This is a genomic window from Yinghuangia sp. ASG 101, assembly GCF_021165735.1.
GTDB lineage: Bacteria > Actinomycetota > Actinomycetes > Streptomycetales > Streptomycetaceae > Yinghuangia.
In genome coordinates this window covers 6,934,345-6,953,309 of sequence record NZ_CP088911.1, presented here as the reverse complement: position 1 = coordinate 6,953,309, position 18,965 = coordinate 6,934,345, and the positions used below count along the sequence as shown (strand labels likewise).

Genomic DNA, 18,965 nt, shown 5'->3' with positions numbered 1-18,965 from the left:
GCCTTCACCCGGCAGACTCATGAACTCCGAGGCCCCCCTGTGTCTTCGTCCGACGCGCCGACAACCGTGCGCTTCCCCCACCGCTCACGGCGCGGTGTGCTGATCGGCCTGACATGGCCCCAACTCGCCGTCGCGACAGTCGGTTTGACACTGCTGTTCTCTGTCGTCGTCAGCATGGGCGTCGGCCCTGCCCTGCAACTCCTACCGCTGTGGGTGGTGTTCGGCACTGTCATCGTCGTACGACGCCACGGCCGCTCGCTGGCCGAGTGGGCGCCGGTCGCCGGACGCTACGCCCTGCGACGCCTCCGCGGCCAACTCGTCTGGCTCGCCCGGCCCTCCACCCGTCCGCGCCGTGTGGGCCTATTGCACCTTCCGGGCACGGCGGCGTCCCTGCGCGCCCTCACGTTCACCGACCTTCGGCTCGCCGCCGTCCACGACCCGCACCGTCACACCCTCACCGCGGTGCTTCGTGTGTCGTCGCGGGCGTACGCTCTGCTCGACCCGGCAACCCAGGACGCCCACGTGCACGGCTGGGGACGCGTCCTCGCGTCCCTCGCGCGCACGGGGCATGTCGCCCGCATCCAAGTGCTGGAGCGCACCGTTCCCGACTCCGGCGACGCCCTGCACCGGTACTGGCACGAACACGGGACCGCCGGAGCGCCACTGGCGAAGGTCTACACCGACCTCCTCACCGCGGCCGGGCCCGCCGCCGCTCCGCACGAAGCGTACATCGCGCTCTCCCTCGACATGACCGGCGCCAGGCGGCTGATCAACCAGGCCGGCGGAGGCCTCAACGGCGCCTTCACGGTCCTGTCCCAACTCACCACCACGCTCGCGGAGTCCGTCCGCCAAGCCGGCCTCAGCCCGAACGCATGGCTCGACACCGCGCAGATCGCCGCCGTCGTGCGCACGGCGTACGACCCGGCCGCGCTGCCCGCGCTCGACCGCTGGTCGCCCACCGGATACCCGCAGGCGACACCTCAGGCCGCAGGCCCTGTCGTGGTCGTCGAGCAGGCCGACCGCATCCGCACCGACACCGCCCACCACGCCGTCTACTGGATCGAGAACTGGCCGCGCACCGACACCTACGCCGGGTTCCTCCACCAGCTGATGTTCACCTCCGGAGTCCGCCGCACCCTGTCCCTGTCGTACGCGCCGCAGCCGCTGGATTCCGCCCTTCGCGACGTGCGGCGGCGCAAGGCCTCCGTCATCGCCGACGCGAGCGAACGCGCACGCCGGGGACAGGTCGAGCAGGAAGCCGACTCCGTCGAATACGCCGACATCCGCGACCGCGAACGCCAACTCATCGCCGGCCACGCCGACGTCGCCCTCACCGGCCTGGTCTCCGTCTCCGCCGACACCGACGACGCCCTCAACATGGCCTGCGCGCAGATCGAGACCGCGGCCGTCGGCGCCCTGGTCGACCTGCGCCGCCTCACCTGGCAGCAAGCCGAGGCCTACACCCGAGCCGCACTGCCCCTCGCGCTGCCGTAGCAACGCCGAGCCCACCCTCACCCCGAACCGCCACCGAGAGCCGGTCCCCGCATGACGCCCGCCCCCAGCACACGCGCGTTCTTGTCGATCGCCACCACCGCTGTGGACGCAAGCCGCGTCCTCAATCTTCCGGACGTTCTTCCGGACGCCATCCGCGCAGCGCTCGACGAACTGCACGCGCACCTCATCGCCCTCCTGCGCCTACTCGAAGCCCACAGCCAAGCCGGAGCGCCGAGTTCGGCCAGCCCCTACACGCTGCCCCACCTGCGTGCCGCACGCGACCGCGTCTGGCAAGCCGCCGAAGAGGTGCACCACGCCTACCACCACGCACCGCGCCCGGATGACCCGGCATCCGGCGACGACATTGCCGCGTGCCGACACGGACTCCCTGAAGGAGCGCCGGAACTGACGATCTGTCACCGGCATTTGCGGGCCGGGACACGCGTACGCCGCGCCACCACGTCCGCCGCGTTGCGAACCCCGGTGCCCCGACCCATCCGGCATTCGCTCGCCGGAGCCGCCGCATGACCGTACGCCGTGCCACCGCCAGCCCCGTGTTCACGCCCGCCACCGAATCCCGCGCGGCCCGTAGAACAGCCCGTGGCCAACTCGCCCGCGCGACCCGTCGCGCACACCGAGCCGATCCCGACCGCACCGCCGCCGACCCCGCCGACGGCCCCGAACTCACCCCCACCTATCCGGCCGGCGGCCGACGCGGCTCCGGCTCCGCCCGCGGCGGACACCTCAAGCTGCCCGCGCACCGCGTTACCACCGCCGTCGCCTGCGGCGCGTACCCGTTCCTCGCCGAGGGCGGCCTCGGCTCCGAGGGCATCTACATCGGCCGCGACGTGCACGCGGAAGGGGCCTTCTGTTTCGACCCGTTCGCGTTGTACGGACGCCTTGACGGGTTCACGAACCCCAATGTGTTGCTCGCCGGGGTCATCGGCATGGGGAAGTCGGCATTGGCCAAGTCCCTCGCCGTGCGGGCGACTTCCTTCGGCTACCGCGTCTACGTCCCCTGCGACCCCAAAGGCGAGTGGAGCACGGTTGCCGCCGCGCTCGGCGGCACCACCATCGCCCTCGGCCCGGGACTGCCCGGACGCCTCAACCCTCTTGATGCCCCCACCCGCCCGGCATCCGTATCCGAGGGCGACTGGGCCGCCGAGGTCCGCAAGCGCCGCCTTTTGCTGCTCGGCTCACTCGCCCGCACGGTACTGCGCCGCGACCTGCTTCCCATGGAACACACCGCTCTCGACGTCGCCCTGGACCATGCGAACGCCGCCGCCGAGGCCGCCGCCGACAACCGTCCGCCGCTGCTCGGCGACGTCGCCCGCGTCCTCGGCAGCCCCGCCCTGCTCGACCGCGCTTACGGCGACCTCGAAAGTCGGCTCGGCGTCGCGGCGGAAAACCTCGCGCATGCTCTGCGCAGGCTTGTCGCCGGCGATCTCGCCGGCCTGTTCGACGCCGAGTCCACCGCGAGGTTCGATCCAGATGCCCCCATGCTGTCCATCGACCTGTCCCGTCTCGGGGGCGCGGGGGACGACACCGCCCTTGTCCTCGCCATGACCTGCGCGTCCGCGTGGATGGAGTCCGCGCTGGCCGACCCGGCGGGCGGACGCCGCTGGGTCATCTACGACGAAGCCTGGCGCGTCATGCGGCACATCGCGCTCCTCGACCGCATGCAGTCGCAATGGAAGCTCAGCCGCGGCCTCGGCATCGCCAACCTGATGGTGATCCACCGGCTGTCCGACCTACTCACCGCCGGCGATGCCGGATCCCGAGGCCGCGCCCTCGCCGAAGGCCTCCTCGCCGACTGTTCCACCCGCATCATCTACCGCCAGGAATCCGACCAACTCGCCGCCGCAGCAGGCCTCCTCGGTCTCACCGGCATCGAAACCCAGGCGGTTTCCGCTCTCACCAAAGGCCGCGGACTGTGGAAGGTCGCCGGTCGCTCGTTCATCACCCAACATCTGCTCCACCCGCACGAGTTGCGGTTGTTTGACACGGACGCCCGCATGCTCGCACCGCCGGGCGGGAGCGCGACGGCGTAGCCGCCCGGACGCACCGCGGTTCATCGCCTCGGGCTCTCGCCTCATCCCCTCTCCCGCCCTCGACCCCCAGGACATCTGTGCACGTCACCTTCGTCAGCAGCGACAGAGGCCCCGGCCCCGCGTACAACGATCACCTCGACCCGGGGGCGGAGGCCATCCTGCTGGCTGCGGGATTCGTCCAAAGCCCCGACGAGTGGCACTTCCCATTCCCCGCCGCAATGTCGGCCGAGCAGCGCAGCCGCGTCCAAATGGACGCGCTGACCAGGCTCGTCGCGGCTCGCTACACCGTCTCCTTCCTGACCATGTCCGCACAACGACCACCCGACACCCCGGCCCGCAGCACCAACCCGGCCATCGACCGGATGGTCTCCTGGACCACCGGCGTCGCCGCTCGACTCTCCGGAACATGGCTCTGCAAAGCCGAGTTCGGCCTCAGCGTCACACAACGCGGCGAGACCGCACGACGCCTGTGGACGGACGGCCCCGACCTCACCGCCGACGTCATTCCGGCGAACACCGCGTCGTTCCACAACCTCGTCAGCGGCATGCACACCCTCGCCGTGCCGCACGCGGTCCCGGAGAGAGGCTACGCGCTCGTCTCACTCGCCCCCGACGATGTCGTCACCGAGGCCCCCTTCGCACCACGCTGCGCGCCGCCCATCGCGTCGGCCCCCGACGACCCCGATGAAAGCGCGCAAGTCGTCGCCGGATTCCACGCCGACCAGGTATCCGCCCACCAGTCGTACACAAAACGCGCCGAAAGCTTCGCCCGCCAGTTCCTCAGCACGATGCCACTGTCCGTCCGGCTCGAACCACGCACCGGGGTCGTCGTGGAGCCGACTGCAGAAACCCCCGCCTGGGTACGCGTCGCACTCTCGCGGCTGGCTCGGGAGCCATCGACACACAAGCGTTTCGTCTTCCGCTGTAGCGGGCCCTCGCAGGTCCGCCAGGCCGTCACCATGCTGCGGCGCGCCGGTGTGCCCACGCCTGACCTGGTGTCGAAACCCGCCGAGAAATTGGGCACAGAACCACCCGCCAAGAGCCAAGGGCCCGCCACGGCACGAGGCACACTCCTGCCCGCGCCGCGCACACCCCCGCACGGCCGGTGACGCAGCCCCGCCGATCGCCCATCATCCGAAAGGCCATCCATTGCCGGACATCAGCATCACCCGGACAAGCCCGCACAGCCTGTACGCGCACCTGCACACACGTGACTCCCGCCTGGATCTCCTGCACGCCTACGGGTTCGACGTCGCCGGCAATGCCGAGTGGGCCGTCCTCCACACCAGCGACGCCCTGCTCTTGCCCACCGCACGACGCCTCGTCGCCGAACTCCACATCGCCGGCCTCGACGTCGCCGCCGAAGCAGGACTGGCCCCCTCCCGTCCCGAGATCGAATCCGCACGCCGCGTCGCGATGACCAAGGCACTCGCGCGTGCCAACGATGCTCTGCACACCTGGGACACCGAATCCGAGAGCCTGTGCGACGAACGCGGCTGGCCCCTCGACGGCGAGTCCTACGGGCAACGCCGCGCAGAACTCGACCGCGCGGCATGGGAGGCCTTCACGACCTTCCTCACTCACGGTCTGCCCCTGCTCGAACAGGCCGAACGCACTCGCGAACGGCTGAGCGGCGATCACGAACAAGCCGCCGGATACATCCTGTCCCGCATGCGCGCCTCACTCACGAGGGGCGTCATCGTGCACGCCGACGCGGAACGCGTGCTCGCCTATCTCCGCAACGCCGACGGAACCCCCACGGACGAGGCCGCGTACGCCCACGCCGTGGAGACCCGCAACTCCGAAGGCTGGCACGCCGCGTACGAGTGGATGCTGCACGGCGAAGCCCTCGTCACGCTGGCCGCGGCAGGCGCCGAAGTCCCGACCCCACTCGATGCCGCGCCGTCCCTCGGCGGAGCCGCAGCGGTCACCTCCGAAGCCGCTCCCGGGCGACGGTCCACCGGGCGCCGCTGACAGTCAAGGAGCACCGGCATGGCCACCCCCGACATCGCCATCGGCACGCACCCAGACCTCGGGGTCGTCGCGTCCACGGCCTCCGGCGTACCGGCCGCGAAAATCCTCTTGAGCCGGCTCGGCTTCGTCCGCGGCGAGCATTCCGACTTGTACGTCCTCCTGCCCAACGATCCCGACCAGCCCGACGAGCCGCTGACCGCTCGCGCCAAGCACGCCGTCACGGTCCTGCGCGACGCGCACTTCACGGTTGACGCCGACGCGGTGTACGAGCCCGGCACCGCCGAGCACGACCAGGGGAAGGAACCCGACGCCGCCTTCGGCCGCCACCCCACTCTGGGAATCACCGCGGCGATCACCGACGGCCACCCCTACGCCGCCATGGTTCTGCGGGCTGCCGGCTTCACCCACGATGGCGAACGCGATGTCTACACGTTGCCCGACACGATGAGCCACGCGACCGCAAGCGTGATCGCCCGCAACACCGCGCGGGTCCTGCGCCAATCCGGCTCGACCGTTCGCGTCATCCCCGGCGCGCTCGCCGACCCGGCCCGCGAACGTCGTATGAGTCGCATCATGCGCACCATCGACGGACCAGGAGGCATCAGGTCACTGCTCGCGGCGGTGCGCCGCCTCGTCGATGCCGCAGCCGGGTGGTGCGCGAAGCACGCCGGAACCAGCGCGGTCTTCATCGCCGACCGGCTGACCACTGCGGCGGCCCGCCTCGATGTCGCCGCCGAATCCCTCAACGGCGCCGACTCGCGGCTCCGCGCGGTCCCGAACGACGGGGAGATTTCGGCCATGACAAACGGGGTCATCGACGAACACGCCGACCTGGCAACCATGTTCGACTCCCTGGCAGCCGAGCTGCGCACCGCCAAGAACGGCCCCGCCGCAGCGGAAGTTCTGGTCCGTGCCACGGCCCAGGGCGGCCCACTCGACCAGTTCCAGCGCATCATCGACACCGCGTCCAGGCAAGCGCAAGACCTCCCAGAGCCGCTCGCCACGGCAGTCGCCGGGCCCTTGACCGAAGCCGTCGCCGACCTCGGCCGCGTCAGCAAGGCACTGAGCGACATCGGCACGCACCTGGCCAACGGCCCCCACGCCCCGCAGACACCCTCCGCCGCCACACGCGCCGACGCCGCCCGCACCACACCCACCAAGAAGCCGAAGGCCAGCGCCAACCACACCAACACGACCGGGACCACGCCGGGCATCGCGCGCCAAACCCCAGCCGCCGCTGTCCCGAACCGCCGCCGCTGAGCACACGAACGGCCGGGCGTTGACGCCGCGACCACGACCTCGCCGGCTCGGCCACCGTTCCGGATTCGCTCACCGGCCCCACCCTCCAGGGAGCCTCGTGCACCTCGACACCGATCGGCACGCGACGATCACCTCACTGCTGACGAAGCTGTACCGGCTCGATGCTCGCCAGTCCGGCAAATCGACCCCCGCGGACCCGGCACGTCTCATCCACACTCCACCCGACAACATCTGGGTCACCGACGACGAATCCGCTGTCGACCTGCTGCGCACCGCCGCGGCACTCGACCGCCAGCTCAGCCGAGCCGCCACGGACAAGCGACCCAAACCGGAACCGTGGCACGTTCGCATCCACCTGCCGACCTTCGGCAACGACCACCCCGGCGCCGTCTTCAGCGACAACGAACTGCGGGCCCTCGCACGCCGCGTCACCTTCGCCGCGCGACTGGACGTACCCCAACTTCATGCGCACCGATGCCACTGGATCGCCGTCCGGACCCAGCACACCCTCCACCTGGTCTCCCCGGCCGTGACCCAGTCCGGCGTACTTCTTGACCGCGCGGACCTCACCATGCGCGCCCGACGCGATGTCGAGGTCGCCCGTTCCGAGATCCAACTCCAGGACAACCGCACTCCCGGTCTGCCGCGCGACGGCACCATCGTGCTGCGCACCCGTGCCACTGGCGTCGTCACCGCGGAAGGCTGTGACCCGCCCGCCGAGCGCGCTCTCATCCGCATCGGCATGCGCCCCGTGGCCCTGCGGTCCGACACCCCGTGGATGCGCACTCCGTACGGCACCGTCCCCGCCGCCCTGCCCGGATACGCGGCCCATGCCAACCACACGCTCACCGCGCTCGGCTACCACGTCGACCAACGCGCCGACGCCACACGACGCCCCAACCGCGCGCATGCCACCAGGCCGGGGCAAGCCCGAACCGCCCAGTCAGCAAAGCCAGTTGAGCCGCCGACCCAGCGGCGCCGCTGACCAACCCGACGCCCGCCCCAAAGTGCGACAACCAACCGCGGGCGGACGTTCCCGGGAGCGCGTCGGGGCTCCCCATCACCCCCCGCATCAACGTCGCACCTCCGCCGCCCCCTCTCACCGCTGCCGGAGATTCGGTGTTCCTGCTCCACTCCCGCATCGAAAACGCCCACCAGCTTGAGGAATTGACCCCCGGATGCCGTCTGCTGGCGAAAGCCGACACGTTCGGCTACTCCAGTGCCGATTTCTCGGTCGACGGCATCCTCGACAACTGGCCCGTCAACCATGCCGCCCTCGCCGAGGACAGCGAGCCGCTTCTCCGCTTGGACCTCGTACCCGGCCGGTCCGAAGACCGAACCGGCGAGATGACCGACAGCGAACTCGCCTACATCGCTTGGCGGGTGATCGACGCGGCGCCGATCAACATCAACGATCGCCCGTGGGCGGCCCTGGCCACAGGCCCACGCATCGTCATTCTCGCCGACGTGCTCGACGCCTCGGCGGGCGTGCTGGATGTGTGGGAGGTGGGGCGCCTGGCCGAACGCGAACTGGCCGCCGTCACCGCGCAGCTCGCGCATGAGCGCCTCGCGGGCCGACCCACCCAAGGGACGTCCATCGGCGAGGTGCACCTGGTGAGCGTGTCTGGGGTCGTCGCGGCACACGGAGGCGGTATGCGTGCCCGCGGCCTGCTCCATGACGCCGGGTTTCGTCAGACCTGGGACGGAGAACTGACGTGGTTCCGCACCCCCCATGGCCTTCCTGCGGACCTGATCCAGGCCATGGCGGACCACGCCGAGCGGGTCCTCGACCTGGGCGGCTACAGCGTAGTCCGCTCAACAGCCCCGGCGAGCGCCCCGGTCTCCCCGCGCGGCACCGCAGCGCACCGGGCCATCGGTCCCACAGCTGCTGTACCCGCGACCGCAAACCCGCCTGCCAGCCGCGGCCGGTAACGCGCTCGGCGACACCCAGCCGGCTGTCTGCTGGGTGATCGAGCATGCGGCTGGTCGAACGTCCCCCACGACGCAGATCCGCTGAGCCGGCTCAATGCCTGCGCCTCACCAGCCCGTGACGAGCACCGGCCGGCGGCGCGACACCGGCAGCCGCGACACAGAAAGGCAGACCGATCAACCCCGAACCCGACATCACCATCGCGCTGGACACGCCTTCCGGCGTCACCGCGCTCGGGGGTGACGAGCTGGCCTCGGCACTGCTCCAACACGCCGGATTCACACGTCACCCGCCGCTTGGCGCGATGCCCGAGTGGTACAGCTTTCCCGCCGACGACGCCGACATGCGACGCACGGCCAGCCACGCCGCGGAGATGCTCCGCGCGGCCGGCTACCGCGTCCAGCTCGACCCGCGCCTGTACATCGGCCCGTCGACCACCCCAAGCGACCCGCAGGGGCTGAAGTTCGTGGGCGCCGCGGTCACCGATGCGACAGGCTTGCTCGCTGCTGCTCACGACGCCGGCCAGGCCGAACGCGCTGTCGATCACATCCTCGACCCCACCGACGGTGCTCTGGCCCGGCTCCACATCTTCCTGGAGATGGCAGCCCAGAAGTACCACGACCCCGCGTTTCGTGCCCCGCAGCTCTGGGGCGCGTTCGCTCAGGCCGCTGACGCGCTGGCCGAACTCACCACGGAACTGACCGACGCCGTCGAGCGAAGTGGCCGTGGCACCACCGACCACTACCCGCTGCAGGAATTCGACAGCGCGCGTCACAACGCCACAGCCCGCACCCGCGCTGCCGAACTCCCCCACCACTCCCCAGGGCCCGGGGCGACCTCGGCAGGCCAACGTGGTGTTGGCCCCACGGCAGCGACTCCCCACACGCCTTCGACGGGCCCATCCGCACGCCCCAAGCGCCGCTGACGAAGCTGCAGGACTCTCGCGCACGGGCCACGGGCCCGACCCTCTCGAAGCACCGCACCGAAGCCGTTGGCACCGCGCAATCACCCGTCAGTCTGGCCGTTCGCCGCGGCCAGTCGGAACCGTGGGACCAGCCCCGTCCGCCAGCTGGCCCCGCGATCAGAAGCATCTGAAGGGAGAACTTCTCCATGCGTGTCACGGTCGACCGATTCACCGACGCACACCAGGTCGTTCGCCACATCGACCCCGAGTATCTGCTCGCCACGGCTCCCCACATGGGCGCCCCATCGTTGGAGGGGCACGACCACCGGTACTTCGCTGACCGGCTCGGCGATTTCCTCGAATACCCACCCAATCTCGACGATCCGCACGAGCCGTTCCTGCGCATCATCGTTACCCCGTCAGCTGCTGAACGCTCCACCGGTGCCCTGACCGACGCCTCGCTGACGCATATCGCCTTGCGCGTCATCGAAGCAACGTACATCGACAACGCTGAACGTTGCTGGGCCGTGGTCCGCGACGACGAGCGGCGGATCCACATCCTCACCGCATCCTGCGGATCTGCGGGCGCCCCCCTGGATTTGTGGGATGTCGGCCGACGCGCGGAAGCGGAAGGCACTGCGATCGCCCGCCAACTCGTCGCAGAGGAAAAGGTTTTGGCGCCGGATGCATCCAAGTCTGTGGTCTGGTACGAGCCGCGGCTTGTCCTGGCGGCGAATGGGCCGTTCGCCGTTCACGGCGCTGACGCGCGGGCCAGACGATTGCTGGACGAACTCGGCTTGCGCCGCGTCGACAACGAATCAGCCGGATGGCACCGAACCCCCTTCGGCGCCGACGCCGCCCACTGCCGCGCGGTCGCCGAGCATATCCGCCGTGCCCTGGAATCCGCCGGCTACCAGCCAAACATCGTCCACCTTCCTGCGGCGACGACGGACCAAGCGTCTACACCGGGCCGAGGTGCCCGCGTGGCTCCCCAAAACTTTGGCACCGCCAACGCTCCCGGCTTCGTTCCGGCACCGTCTCCGCGTCCGGCGTGGACGCCTTCCAGCGGCCGAAGCCGCTGATCTCCGTCTGTCCTGCTCCACCAGTCTTGCCCTTTCCGAGGTTCCGTGTCTTCACGCGCTCCCGCCCCGTCGTCCCCGAACCGTGGGACCGATTTCCTGCTTTACCTTCTGATCGGCGCTTCTTCTGCGGCGTTGGCCGCAGGCAGCGCCGCCTGGCTGGCCGCCAACACAGCCAGCGCCGCGTTCGGCGACGGCGGCTGGGCGCCGTACGAACCGGTAGACGCGCTCACTCGCCCCGAGGAAGTCTGGCCGGGAACACCCGGTCCGCTGCTGTGGGCGGCCTGCTACGTCGCCCCCGTGTGCGCCGTCGTCATCGCAGCAGCGATGGCTCTCAAGATCCGTGCCCGGCTCCGTGGACGACCGGACGGCATGGCGAACGCATCCGACCTGCAGTCGCTCCTGCCCAAGGCGATCACCGCGAAAGCCAAGGCGCTGCGTCCCAGCCTCCGAGGCGTTCCCGACAAGGAGATCCGCGCGGACGACCGCGGCGTCCTCCTCGGGACCCTGTCGCCGGGCCGCCGAGAGGTGCGGTCCTCGTGGGAGGACGTCCTCCTCGCGATCATGGCGCCCCGGTCCGGGAAGACATCCGGCCTGGCCATCCCCGCAGTCCTGCGCGCCCCCGGTCCGGTTCTGCTCACCAGCAACAAGGCCGCCGGCGATGCCTACACCACGTGCCTGGACGCGCGCTCGCGCGTGGGCCGGGTGTGGACGCTCGACCCGCAGCAGATCGCCCACGCCGACCGCACCATGTGGTGGGACATCCTCGCCGACGCCCGCGACCTCGCCGGCGCGCGCCGCCTCGCGGGGCACTTCGTGACCGCGTCCGTCGACGAGGGCAACCAGGGCGATTTCTGGTCCACCGCCGCCGCGAACACCCTGTGTTCGCTGTTCCTCGCCGCCGCGAGCGACGGCCGACCGATCACCGACGTGCTGGCGTGGCTGGCGACCCCGGCCGACCGCACCCCGGTCGACCTGCTGCGCGACGGCGGATTCGCCGCAGTCGCCTCTCAACTGCAAGGCACCGTCGCCGGCGCAGTCGAGACCCGCGACGGCATCTACGAGACCGCACGCCAGTACGCGAGCTGCCTGCTCGACCCCGGCATCGCCGCCTGGGTCAGCCCTCAACCCGACCTCGACCAGTTCCACCCGGACCAGTTCGCGACCCGCCGCGACACCTTGTTCCTGCTGTCCAAGGACGGGGGCGGCTCGGCAAGCGCCCTCATCGCCGCCGCAGCGGACGCGGTCATGCGCGCCGCCGTCGCCCAGGCCGAGCGCGACGGTGGGCGCCTCGACGCCCCGCTCCTGGCGATCCTCGACGAGGCTGCGAACGTGTGCAAGATCTCCGATCTGCCGGACCTGTACTCGCACTTGGGGTCACGCGGCGTCATCCCCATCACGATCCTGCAGTCCTACCGCCAGGGCGTCCGCGTGTGGGGCGAAGCAGGCATGGACGCGCTGTGGTCGGCGGCGACCATCAAGGTCATCGGCTCCGGCATCGACGACGCGGATTTCGCGGACAAACTCAGCCGGCTGATCGGCGAACACGACGTCGAGACCGTCAGCCACTCCGCCTCCGAGTCCGGGCGGTCGACTTCGACCTCGATGCGGCAGGAACGCGTCCTCCCCGTCGACAAGGTCCGCGCCCTCCCCAAGGGCAAGGCGCTCCTGTTCGCCACCGGAGTCCGCCCTGGCCTGCTCAATCTGAAGCCTTGGTACCTCGAACCGGACAGCGGGCCCCTCTCCGCCGCCTCCGCGAAGGCCACCGCCGCGATCACCGCCCGCGCCCAGGCCAAGCACGAGCGGGCCGGGCTCGATGTTGCCGCGTGACCTCCGTCTTCAGCACCCCCATGACCCCGAAACCACCTCAAAGCGCCGGGGCAACCCGGCGACGCCGACCGATTGCCGTCCCCACTGCTCCAGCCGCCCCGCGTCGCCGAACAGCCCCCTGGGCCGCCGCGCCGACGACACCCGGACCGCGCCGCTGACCGGCCCCCACCGTCCCCGCTCGGACCCTGAAGCCGCCGCCATAGGCCAAGCCCCCGCCTGCGGCGGCCTGTCCCAGCCGGGCAACTTCCCACCCCTGGCCATTCCGAGGAAGCCCCATGCCCTCAGAGCCCCACCAAGACCCGATCCTCGACTTCGTCACGAACCAAGCGATGCGGCAGCGCAGCGACACCGACACCGCCCGCTGTTACGACCTCCTCGCCACCCGCGTACCTGCGCCTCCCGGCACCCGGGTCAGCGCCGCCGAGATCGAGCGCGCCGCCCAAGTCCTCACCGTCTTGAACCTCTTCGCGACCGACGTCGCCGAACAGATCGCAGGATTCGCCGGCCACACCGGCTTCACCCCGGAACTCGCCAACCAATGCAGCGCCGCCGACCACGCCGCCAGGGCCGCAGTCCTTCTCACCGGAGCACTGGCAGCCGCCACCGCCGCGCACCGCGACCAAGCCCCCGCCACCCGAAACGGCGCCCACCGCACGGCCCTCGCCGCCGCCGCAGACGAACTGCGCGCAGCAAGCCTGGTCCTGATGTACGGACGCAGCGCCGTACGTACCCCCACCGCCACCGCCTCGCGCGTGGCCGGTACCCAGCCATCGTCGCCGCGCCGCTGACCTCTTCCTCTCAACCGATCCGACCGGAGTATTCCCATCGCCACGGCCTCTCCCGAAACGACCCCGACCGTCGTGGTCCACACCATCGACACCCGCCACGGTGCCGCCGACGGTTTTCAGGACATCGTCCAGCTCGCCTACGACCCCGAGCGACGCGACCCCGCCGCCGTGTCCGAAGCCCTGGCCAGACTCGCCGCACGCATTCCCCGGCCCGCGCACGCCCGCCGCGACGTCGCCGAAGTCCGCCGGGTCGGGACGCTGCTCGACATCCTCCACGCCCTGAGCTCCGGCCTCGCCGAGGACATCGGCATCCACGCCCAGCTCACCCACCAGTCGGAGGACCGAGACCGGCTCCTCCAACTCGCCACGCTCACCTGCGAGTCCGCGTGGGCCGCCAACGAACTCACCCAGGCAGCGCACCTGGCCGCTCAGTCCGCCCTCGGCGGCGACCAACCCGGCGCCGCCCGCGCTTACACCAGGACGTACGACCGCCACCTCGACCGCGCCGCCACGCACCTGCGCAACGCCTCGCTGTTCGGCCGGAGCCCACGCCCGGCCGCCGCTGTGCCAGCCGTCGCACGCCCGACCCCTGCCACGGCCGCGCCCCACCCCAGGAGCGTCGCCATCCGCCGCTGACTCGCCTTGCTTCCAGGCAGCCCAGCCCGCCACCCTCACACGTCCGAAAGGCCACATGCCCCGCACCAAAACCGCCACCAACGACGCCGTCCGCAGCGAGCCGTCGATGATCCTGCTCTCACTCGGCGCCGGCGTCCAGTCGACCACGCTGCTGCTGTTGGCCGCGGAAGGACGCCTCGGCCGTCTCGACGGAGCGACCTTCGCCGACACCGGCTGGGAACCCCGCGCCGTGTACTCCCACCTCGACCGCCTCGACACCGAGATCGCCCGGCCCGCCGGGATCCCGCTGTACCGCGTCTCCGCCGGGAACATCCGCAACGACGCGCTCGACCCGCACACGCGCTTCGCGTCAATCCCCTTGTACATCAAGAATCCTGACGGCGGGTCAGGAATGCTGCGGCGTCAATGCACAGTTATCTGCACTTCCCTTCCTCGTTGATCGCGTTGTTGGTCATTGGTCACCGCGATCAAGGAGAGTGAAGTGGACCTACATCACGAACTGATGGAGGGTCGGGCCCAACTGCCCCGCGCTGGAGCCGTGGTGGAGACCAGGGAGGCCCACCCTCCGTACGTTGTTGTCAACGGCCTCGGACACGAGGTGGAGCCGGTCACCCCATACTTGCGCGACCTGGCGCTGAGCGACTGCAGCCCGCTGACTGGCCGGAGCTACGGGTTCGGGATGCTGCGGTGGTTCCGGCTGCTGTGGCTGCTCGATGTCGCCTGGGAGCGGGCGACCGAGGCGGAGACGGCCGTGCTGATCGGCTGGCTGCGTACGGCCCCGAACCCGCAGCGCCGCCGCCGCGCCCCTCAGTCGCCGCCTCCGGGAACGGTTAATCCGCAGACCGGGAAGCCGTACCTCAGCGCTGGGTACGCCCCTACGACGATCAACCACGCGCTGTCGGTGGTGAGCGGGTTCTACACGTTCCATGCGCACTTCGGACGCGGTCCGGTGGCGAACCCGGTGCCCGTTTCGCCGCAGCGGCGGCGAGCCATGAGCCACCTGAGCCCGCTGGAGCACAAGCCGGTGCTGGGCCGGGCCAGGCTGCGGCAGAAGGTCCCCAGGCGGCCCCCGCGTTCCATCCCCGATCCGTTGTGGGACGAGCTGTTCACTGCGATGGGCTGTGAGCGGGATCGGGCTTTGCTCGAGTGCTACGTTTCCAGCGGAGCCCGGGCGGAGGAGCTGCTCGGCGTCGCAGCAGACGACATCCACTGGGCCAAGCCCGGCCTCTACGTCATCTCCAAGGGCACCCGCGAGCGCGAGCTCGTGCCGATCTCGCCGGAGGCGTGCGTCCGGCTGGCCCGCTACCTGGACAGCACCGGCACACCGCAGGCCGGTGAGCCCGTCTGGCGCACCCGGCACGGAAAAGACCGGCTGCTCACCTACTGGGCGATGCGCCGGGTGGTGCAGCGAGCCCAGGAGAACCTAGGCACCAACTGGACACTGCACGATCTGCGCCACACCGCGGCTCACCGGATGGCCAACGGCGGAAAGCTCAAGCTGCACGAGGTCCAGGCGGTGCTGCGTCACGCCAACATCCAGACCACCAGCCGGTACTTGGCGGTGCGGATCGAGGAGATCTTCGACGCGCTGCTGGAGCACTACAACCAGCCCCGGCCGCAGGTGAGTTACCCGACCGGCTATGCCGCAGACGACATCGCGGCGGTGTTCGGTGCCTAGGACGGCTGCGAGCCCCACCACCGGCGTCAGCCGTCGGCACGGCCCGATCGCCGAGGGCCTGGACTACCCCAGCCGCTTCGTCGGTGGCTCGATGACACCCGAGCCAGCCACCGCTGACACGCCGCCGCGCCCGTTCGGTGACCTCTCCCGCACCAGTGCGCTGTCGATCGCGAAGCTGGTCGTCGAGGTCTGGGAGGGAGGCCTGTCGACGCGACAGCAGCGCGGCATGGCCGCCCGCGCCGTCTTGGACTATCTGGCCGGCTACCGCGGCCTGACCTGGCAGGAGCGGTGGGACGCCAGCCCGGTCGGGCAGGGACTGGCCAACGTCAACGACTTGGAGTGCCGGCGCAGCTCCAGCATCAAGCTCACCACCGGCTTGCGGGCCCTGATCTGCCTGCGCGTCATCCAGCCGTCCGCGGTGGCCATCCGGCGCCACCACATGGCCGGCTTCGCGTCCCATTTCATCACCGCGCAGAAGGACCCGCTGCTGGACAAGTTCGTCAAGCAGGTCGAGTTGCACCAGCACACCTACGCGCACCGCGCCGAGGCCCTGTCCGACTTGTGCGTTCTGCTGGCCGTCCAGGGCGTCTCCCTGAGTGACGTCACGGCGCCCGCGCTACTGCACTTCACGCAGGAGAACCGCCGCGCGTGGTCGGTGGTGAGCCCGGGGAACAAAGCCGGCAACCGGCTCCGGGGCCAAGGCGTGTGGCACGTGCTCCATGCCACGGGCCACTTGCCGCCGGCAGTTCCAGCCACGATGCGCGCCGCTCTCATGCGCGGCCAGAAGAGCATCGAGGAACTCGTCGATCACTATCCGATCCGCAACCAGGCCGTTCGCGGTCTGCTGATCGAATACTTCACCCGCCGCCGTGCGGACACCGACTACGGCAGCTTGAAGAACCTCGTGTTGCACCTGGCCCACCATTTCTGGGAGAAGATCGAACGCCTCAACCCCGACCAAGTCGACCTGCGGATCTCCCAGGACGTCTACGCCGCCTGGCGACAGATGATCGCCGTCAAGGACAACGGTGCCCCGCGCGCCGGGGCAGACGGCCTGGTCATCTCCGTCCGCTCCTTCTACTACGACCTGCACACGTGGGCCGCCCAGGAACCCGAACGGTGGGCCGAGTGGGTCGCGCCCTGCCCGGTCCCGCCCGCCGACCTGCACGGGCTCGGCGCACGCCGTCGCCGGATCAATGAGCGCAGCGCCGACCGCACCCGCCAGCGCCAGCCTCTGCTGCCCGTACTCGTCGAGCACGTCGAGTCCCGCTACGACCACTCCCGCGAACTGCTCCAACTCGCCGAGGAAGCGGGCGAGGGAGAGTCGTTCACCTTCGCCGGCACCAGCTACACGCGCGTGCTGAGCGAGGCCGACCGCAAGCACAGCCGACACAGCGCGCCGATCCCACCACGTCTGCGCAACAACGACAGCGGCGAGATGGTCCACATCGCTGCGGACGAAGAGGCCGCGTTCTGGGACTGGGCGGCGGTGGAGACGCTGCGGCACTCCGGCGTGCGCATCGAGGAACTCTGCGAGCTCAGTCACCTGAGCATCCGGCAGTACCAGCGGCCCGGTGGCGAGGTGATCGCGCTGCTGGTCATCGCGCCGTCGAAGACCGACCGGGAACGCGTCGTCCCGATGTCCGCCGAGCTCTTCCACGTGATCGCGTCGATCATCCGTCGACATGCCCGCACAGGTCGGCCGATCCCGCTGGTGACGCGCTACGACCCGCACGACAAGGTCTGGAGTCCTCCGATGCCGTTCCTGTTCCAGCGGCAGAACGGCACGGTTCCCGCGGTCTTCACCCCCGGCACGATCCAGAAGATGCTTGAGCGGCGTTGCCTGGCCCTCGCCGAGGTACATCTCGGCTTCAAAGGGCTGAAGTTCACCCCCCACGACTTCCGCCGGATCTTCATCACCGAACTCGTCAATAGCGGCCTGCCGATCCACATCGGCGCGGCCTTGCTTGGACACCTGAACGTCCAAACCACTCGTGGCTACGTCGCGGTGTTCGACGAAGACGTGATCCGGCACTACCAGGAGCACCTGGAACACCGGCGCCAGATCCGACCCGAGGGCGAGTACCAGGACACCACGTCCGACGAGTGGAACGAATTCGAGGAGCACTTCGACCGCCGCAAGGTTGAACTCGGCTCCTGCGGACGCCCCTACGGCACCCCGTGCCAGCACGAACACGCCTGCGTCCGCTGCCCGATGCTCCACGTCAACCCCAAGATGCTGGCCCGCCTCGCGGAGCTGGAAGCCGATCTCCTCGACCGCCGAGCACGCGCCGAAGCCGAGGGCTGGGTCGGTGAGATCGAAGGCACCGACCTCACCCTCACCTTCCTCCGCGCCAAGCGCGACGAGACCCAACGCCGAGCCCAGCGACCAGCTGTCCACCTCGGCATCCCCGCGCGCCGCCGTCCGCAGGAGTCCGAATGACCGTCCCCCGACCGATGCGCCGAAGCGACCCGCCGTCACCGAAGGGAGACGCTCACTCCCCGTTCTTCGAAGATCTCCAGGAGCAGGTCGAACAGCGCAACCTCGCGACCGCCAGCGGGCACGCGCTCTACCAACCGCACCCGAGCCTCGGCCGAGGAATCCCAGCGCAGGGTGAACGGAGTGGTGGCGCCCCAGCCGCCGCAAAGACAGTCGTCCAGAGCATCAAGGTTCCAGCCGAAGTATCCGCCGGGCCCGTTGATGGCCTCACCGATCGCGCAGTAAAAGGTGTCCCTGTCAACGATCTGCCGACCGTCCAACGTGAACACCTGGCCTGCAGGAGCGTCGGGCTTCCCCTGGCGTTGGTACTCCCGGGACCACAGCGCCACCGACAGCCACGCGCGTCTCTCCTCGGCTGTGAATTCGTCCCACATGCCGGTCCGGTTCAGGCGCCCCGCGCGGACCAGGTCCCACGCTCGTTCCGCTCCGGGCAAGGCGTCCTCGCACCCCAGCGTCACCGTGAGGTCGACGAGGCCGGCTCCCCGAGCGGAAGGCCTGACGTCGACGACGGTGACCTCGCTGACGAAGTAGGACCCCATGGTGGCACCGTCGCCGTCGAGGAGCTCGAACCAGGCGTTCCCCGCCACCGCACGACGACGACCGACGTGGTCAACGCTCTTCAGCAACCCACCTTGCGGAAAGCAGCCTTCGAGGAGCACTCGGCGTGCGCCATGCTCATCCGGCAGAGGCGTGAAGAACCCTTCGGCCTCATGAACATAGCCCCAGAAGTCGCTGTCGTCCTCGTCCGAGGTCAGCGCGTACTTCTGTCCCTCGCTGCCCCGCCCTGATGTCCGCAAATCGCACCCCCGCTGAGCGCGCTGATCTTACCGACGCTCGGCAA

At 70.1% G+C, this 18,965-nt stretch carries 16 protein-coding genes and 1 pseudogene; 16 read left to right on the top strand and 1 reads right to left on the bottom strand.

Going from position 1 to position 18,965, the window contains the following annotated elements:
* Positions 1 to 39: 39 nt before the first annotated feature.
* The 16 genes and pseudogenes from LO772_RS29705 to LO772_RS29630 all read left to right on the top strand — a co-directional run bounded on the left by LO772_RS29705 (position 40) and on the right by LO772_RS29630 (position 18,067).
* A complete protein-coding gene (locus LO772_RS29705) occupies positions 40 to 1,494 on the top strand; it encodes an SCO6880 family protein (protein WP_231775103.1) in 1,455 nt (484 codons plus the stop codon).
* A gap of 51 nt (positions 1,495 to 1,545) precedes the next feature.
* Positions 1,546 to 2,022, top strand: a complete 477-nt coding sequence (locus LO772_RS29700; protein ID WP_231775102.1) for a DUF6238 family protein — start codon at positions 1,546 to 1,548, stop codon at positions 2,020 to 2,022.
* Positions 2,019 to 3,545 carry an ATP-binding protein gene (locus tag LO772_RS29695; RefSeq protein WP_231775101.1) on the top strand — a complete coding sequence of 509 codons (1,527 nt, stop codon included), beginning with the start codon at positions 2,019 to 2,021 and terminating at the stop codon, positions 3,543 to 3,545. The genes LO772_RS29700 and LO772_RS29695 overlap by 4 nt, the downstream gene beginning before the upstream one ends.
* Positions 3,546 to 3,622: 77 nt before the next feature.
* Positions 3,623 to 4,654 carry a hypothetical protein gene (locus LO772_RS29690; RefSeq protein WP_231775100.1) on the top strand — a complete coding sequence of 344 codons (1,032 nt, stop codon included), beginning with the start codon at positions 3,623 to 3,625 and terminating at the stop codon, positions 4,652 to 4,654.
* Between the two features lie 40 nt (positions 4,655 to 4,694).
* A complete protein-coding gene (locus LO772_RS29685; protein ID WP_231775099.1) occupies positions 4,695 to 5,519 on the top strand; it encodes a hypothetical protein in 825 nt (274 codons plus the stop codon).
* Positions 5,520 to 5,537: 18 nt separating this feature from the next.
* Positions 5,538 to 6,779, top strand: a complete 1,242-nt coding sequence (locus tag LO772_RS29680; RefSeq protein WP_231775098.1) for a hypothetical protein — start codon at positions 5,538 to 5,540, stop codon at positions 6,777 to 6,779.
* Positions 6,780 to 6,876: 97 nt separating this feature from the next.
* Positions 6,877 to 7,764, top strand: a complete 888-nt coding sequence (locus tag LO772_RS29675; RefSeq protein WP_231775097.1) for a hypothetical protein — start codon at positions 6,877 to 6,879, stop codon at positions 7,762 to 7,764.
* A 134-nt stretch (positions 7,765 to 7,898) separates the two neighbouring features.
* Positions 7,899 to 8,711 (top strand): hypothetical protein, encoded by an 813-nt coding sequence (locus tag LO772_RS29670; protein WP_231775096.1) that lies wholly within the window; start codon positions 7,899 to 7,901, stop codon positions 8,709 to 8,711.
* 302 nt (positions 8,712 to 9,013) lie between these two features.
* Complete coding sequence (locus LO772_RS29665; protein WP_231775095.1) at positions 9,014 to 9,634, top strand: hypothetical protein; 621 nt, start codon at positions 9,014 to 9,016, stop codon at positions 9,632 to 9,634.
* Between the two features lie 185 nt (positions 9,635 to 9,819).
* A complete protein-coding gene (locus LO772_RS29660) occupies positions 9,820 to 10,695 on the top strand; it encodes a hypothetical protein (RefSeq protein WP_231775094.1) in 876 nt (291 codons plus the stop codon).
* Between the two features lie 45 nt (positions 10,696 to 10,740).
* Positions 10,741 to 12,522, top strand: coding sequence for a type IV secretory system conjugative DNA transfer family protein (locus tag LO772_RS29655; protein WP_443089335.1), 1,782 nt, complete (start codon positions 10,741 to 10,743; stop codon positions 12,520 to 12,522).
* 275 nt (positions 12,523 to 12,797) lie between these two features.
* The gene (locus tag LO772_RS29650; RefSeq protein WP_231775093.1) at positions 12,798 to 13,310 is read left to right on the top strand and encodes a hypothetical protein; all 513 of its coding nucleotides are present in this window, start codon (positions 12,798 to 12,800) and stop codon (positions 13,308 to 13,310) included.
* 72 nt (positions 13,311 to 13,382) lie between these two features.
* Positions 13,383 to 13,946, top strand: coding sequence for a hypothetical protein (locus tag LO772_RS29645; protein WP_231775092.1), 564 nt, complete (start codon positions 13,383 to 13,385; stop codon positions 13,944 to 13,946).
* Positions 13,947 to 14,094: 148 nt separating this feature from the next.
* Positions 14,095 to 14,358 (top strand): annotated as a pseudogene (locus LO772_RS29640) (hypothetical protein); the annotation flags it as partial.
* Between the two features lie 69 nt (positions 14,359 to 14,427).
* Positions 14,428 to 15,624 carry a tyrosine-type recombinase/integrase gene (locus LO772_RS29635; RefSeq protein WP_231775091.1) on the top strand — a complete coding sequence of 399 codons (1,197 nt, stop codon included), beginning with the start codon at positions 14,428 to 14,430 and terminating at the stop codon, positions 15,622 to 15,624.
* Positions 15,617 to 18,067, top strand: a complete 2,451-nt coding sequence (locus LO772_RS29630) for a tyrosine-type recombinase/integrase (RefSeq protein WP_331717284.1) — start codon at positions 15,617 to 15,619, stop codon at positions 18,065 to 18,067. Before LO772_RS29635 ends, LO772_RS29630 begins: the two co-directional genes overlap by 8 nt.
* Before the next feature lie 35 nt (positions 18,068 to 18,102).
* Here the strand turns inward: LO772_RS29630 and LO772_RS29625 are convergent, their stop codons facing one another.
* Entirely contained in the window at positions 18,103 to 18,921 is an 819-nt protein-coding gene (locus LO772_RS29625; RefSeq protein WP_231775090.1) for a barstar family protein, read from the bottom strand.
* Positions 18,922 to 18,965 lie beyond the last annotated feature (44 nt).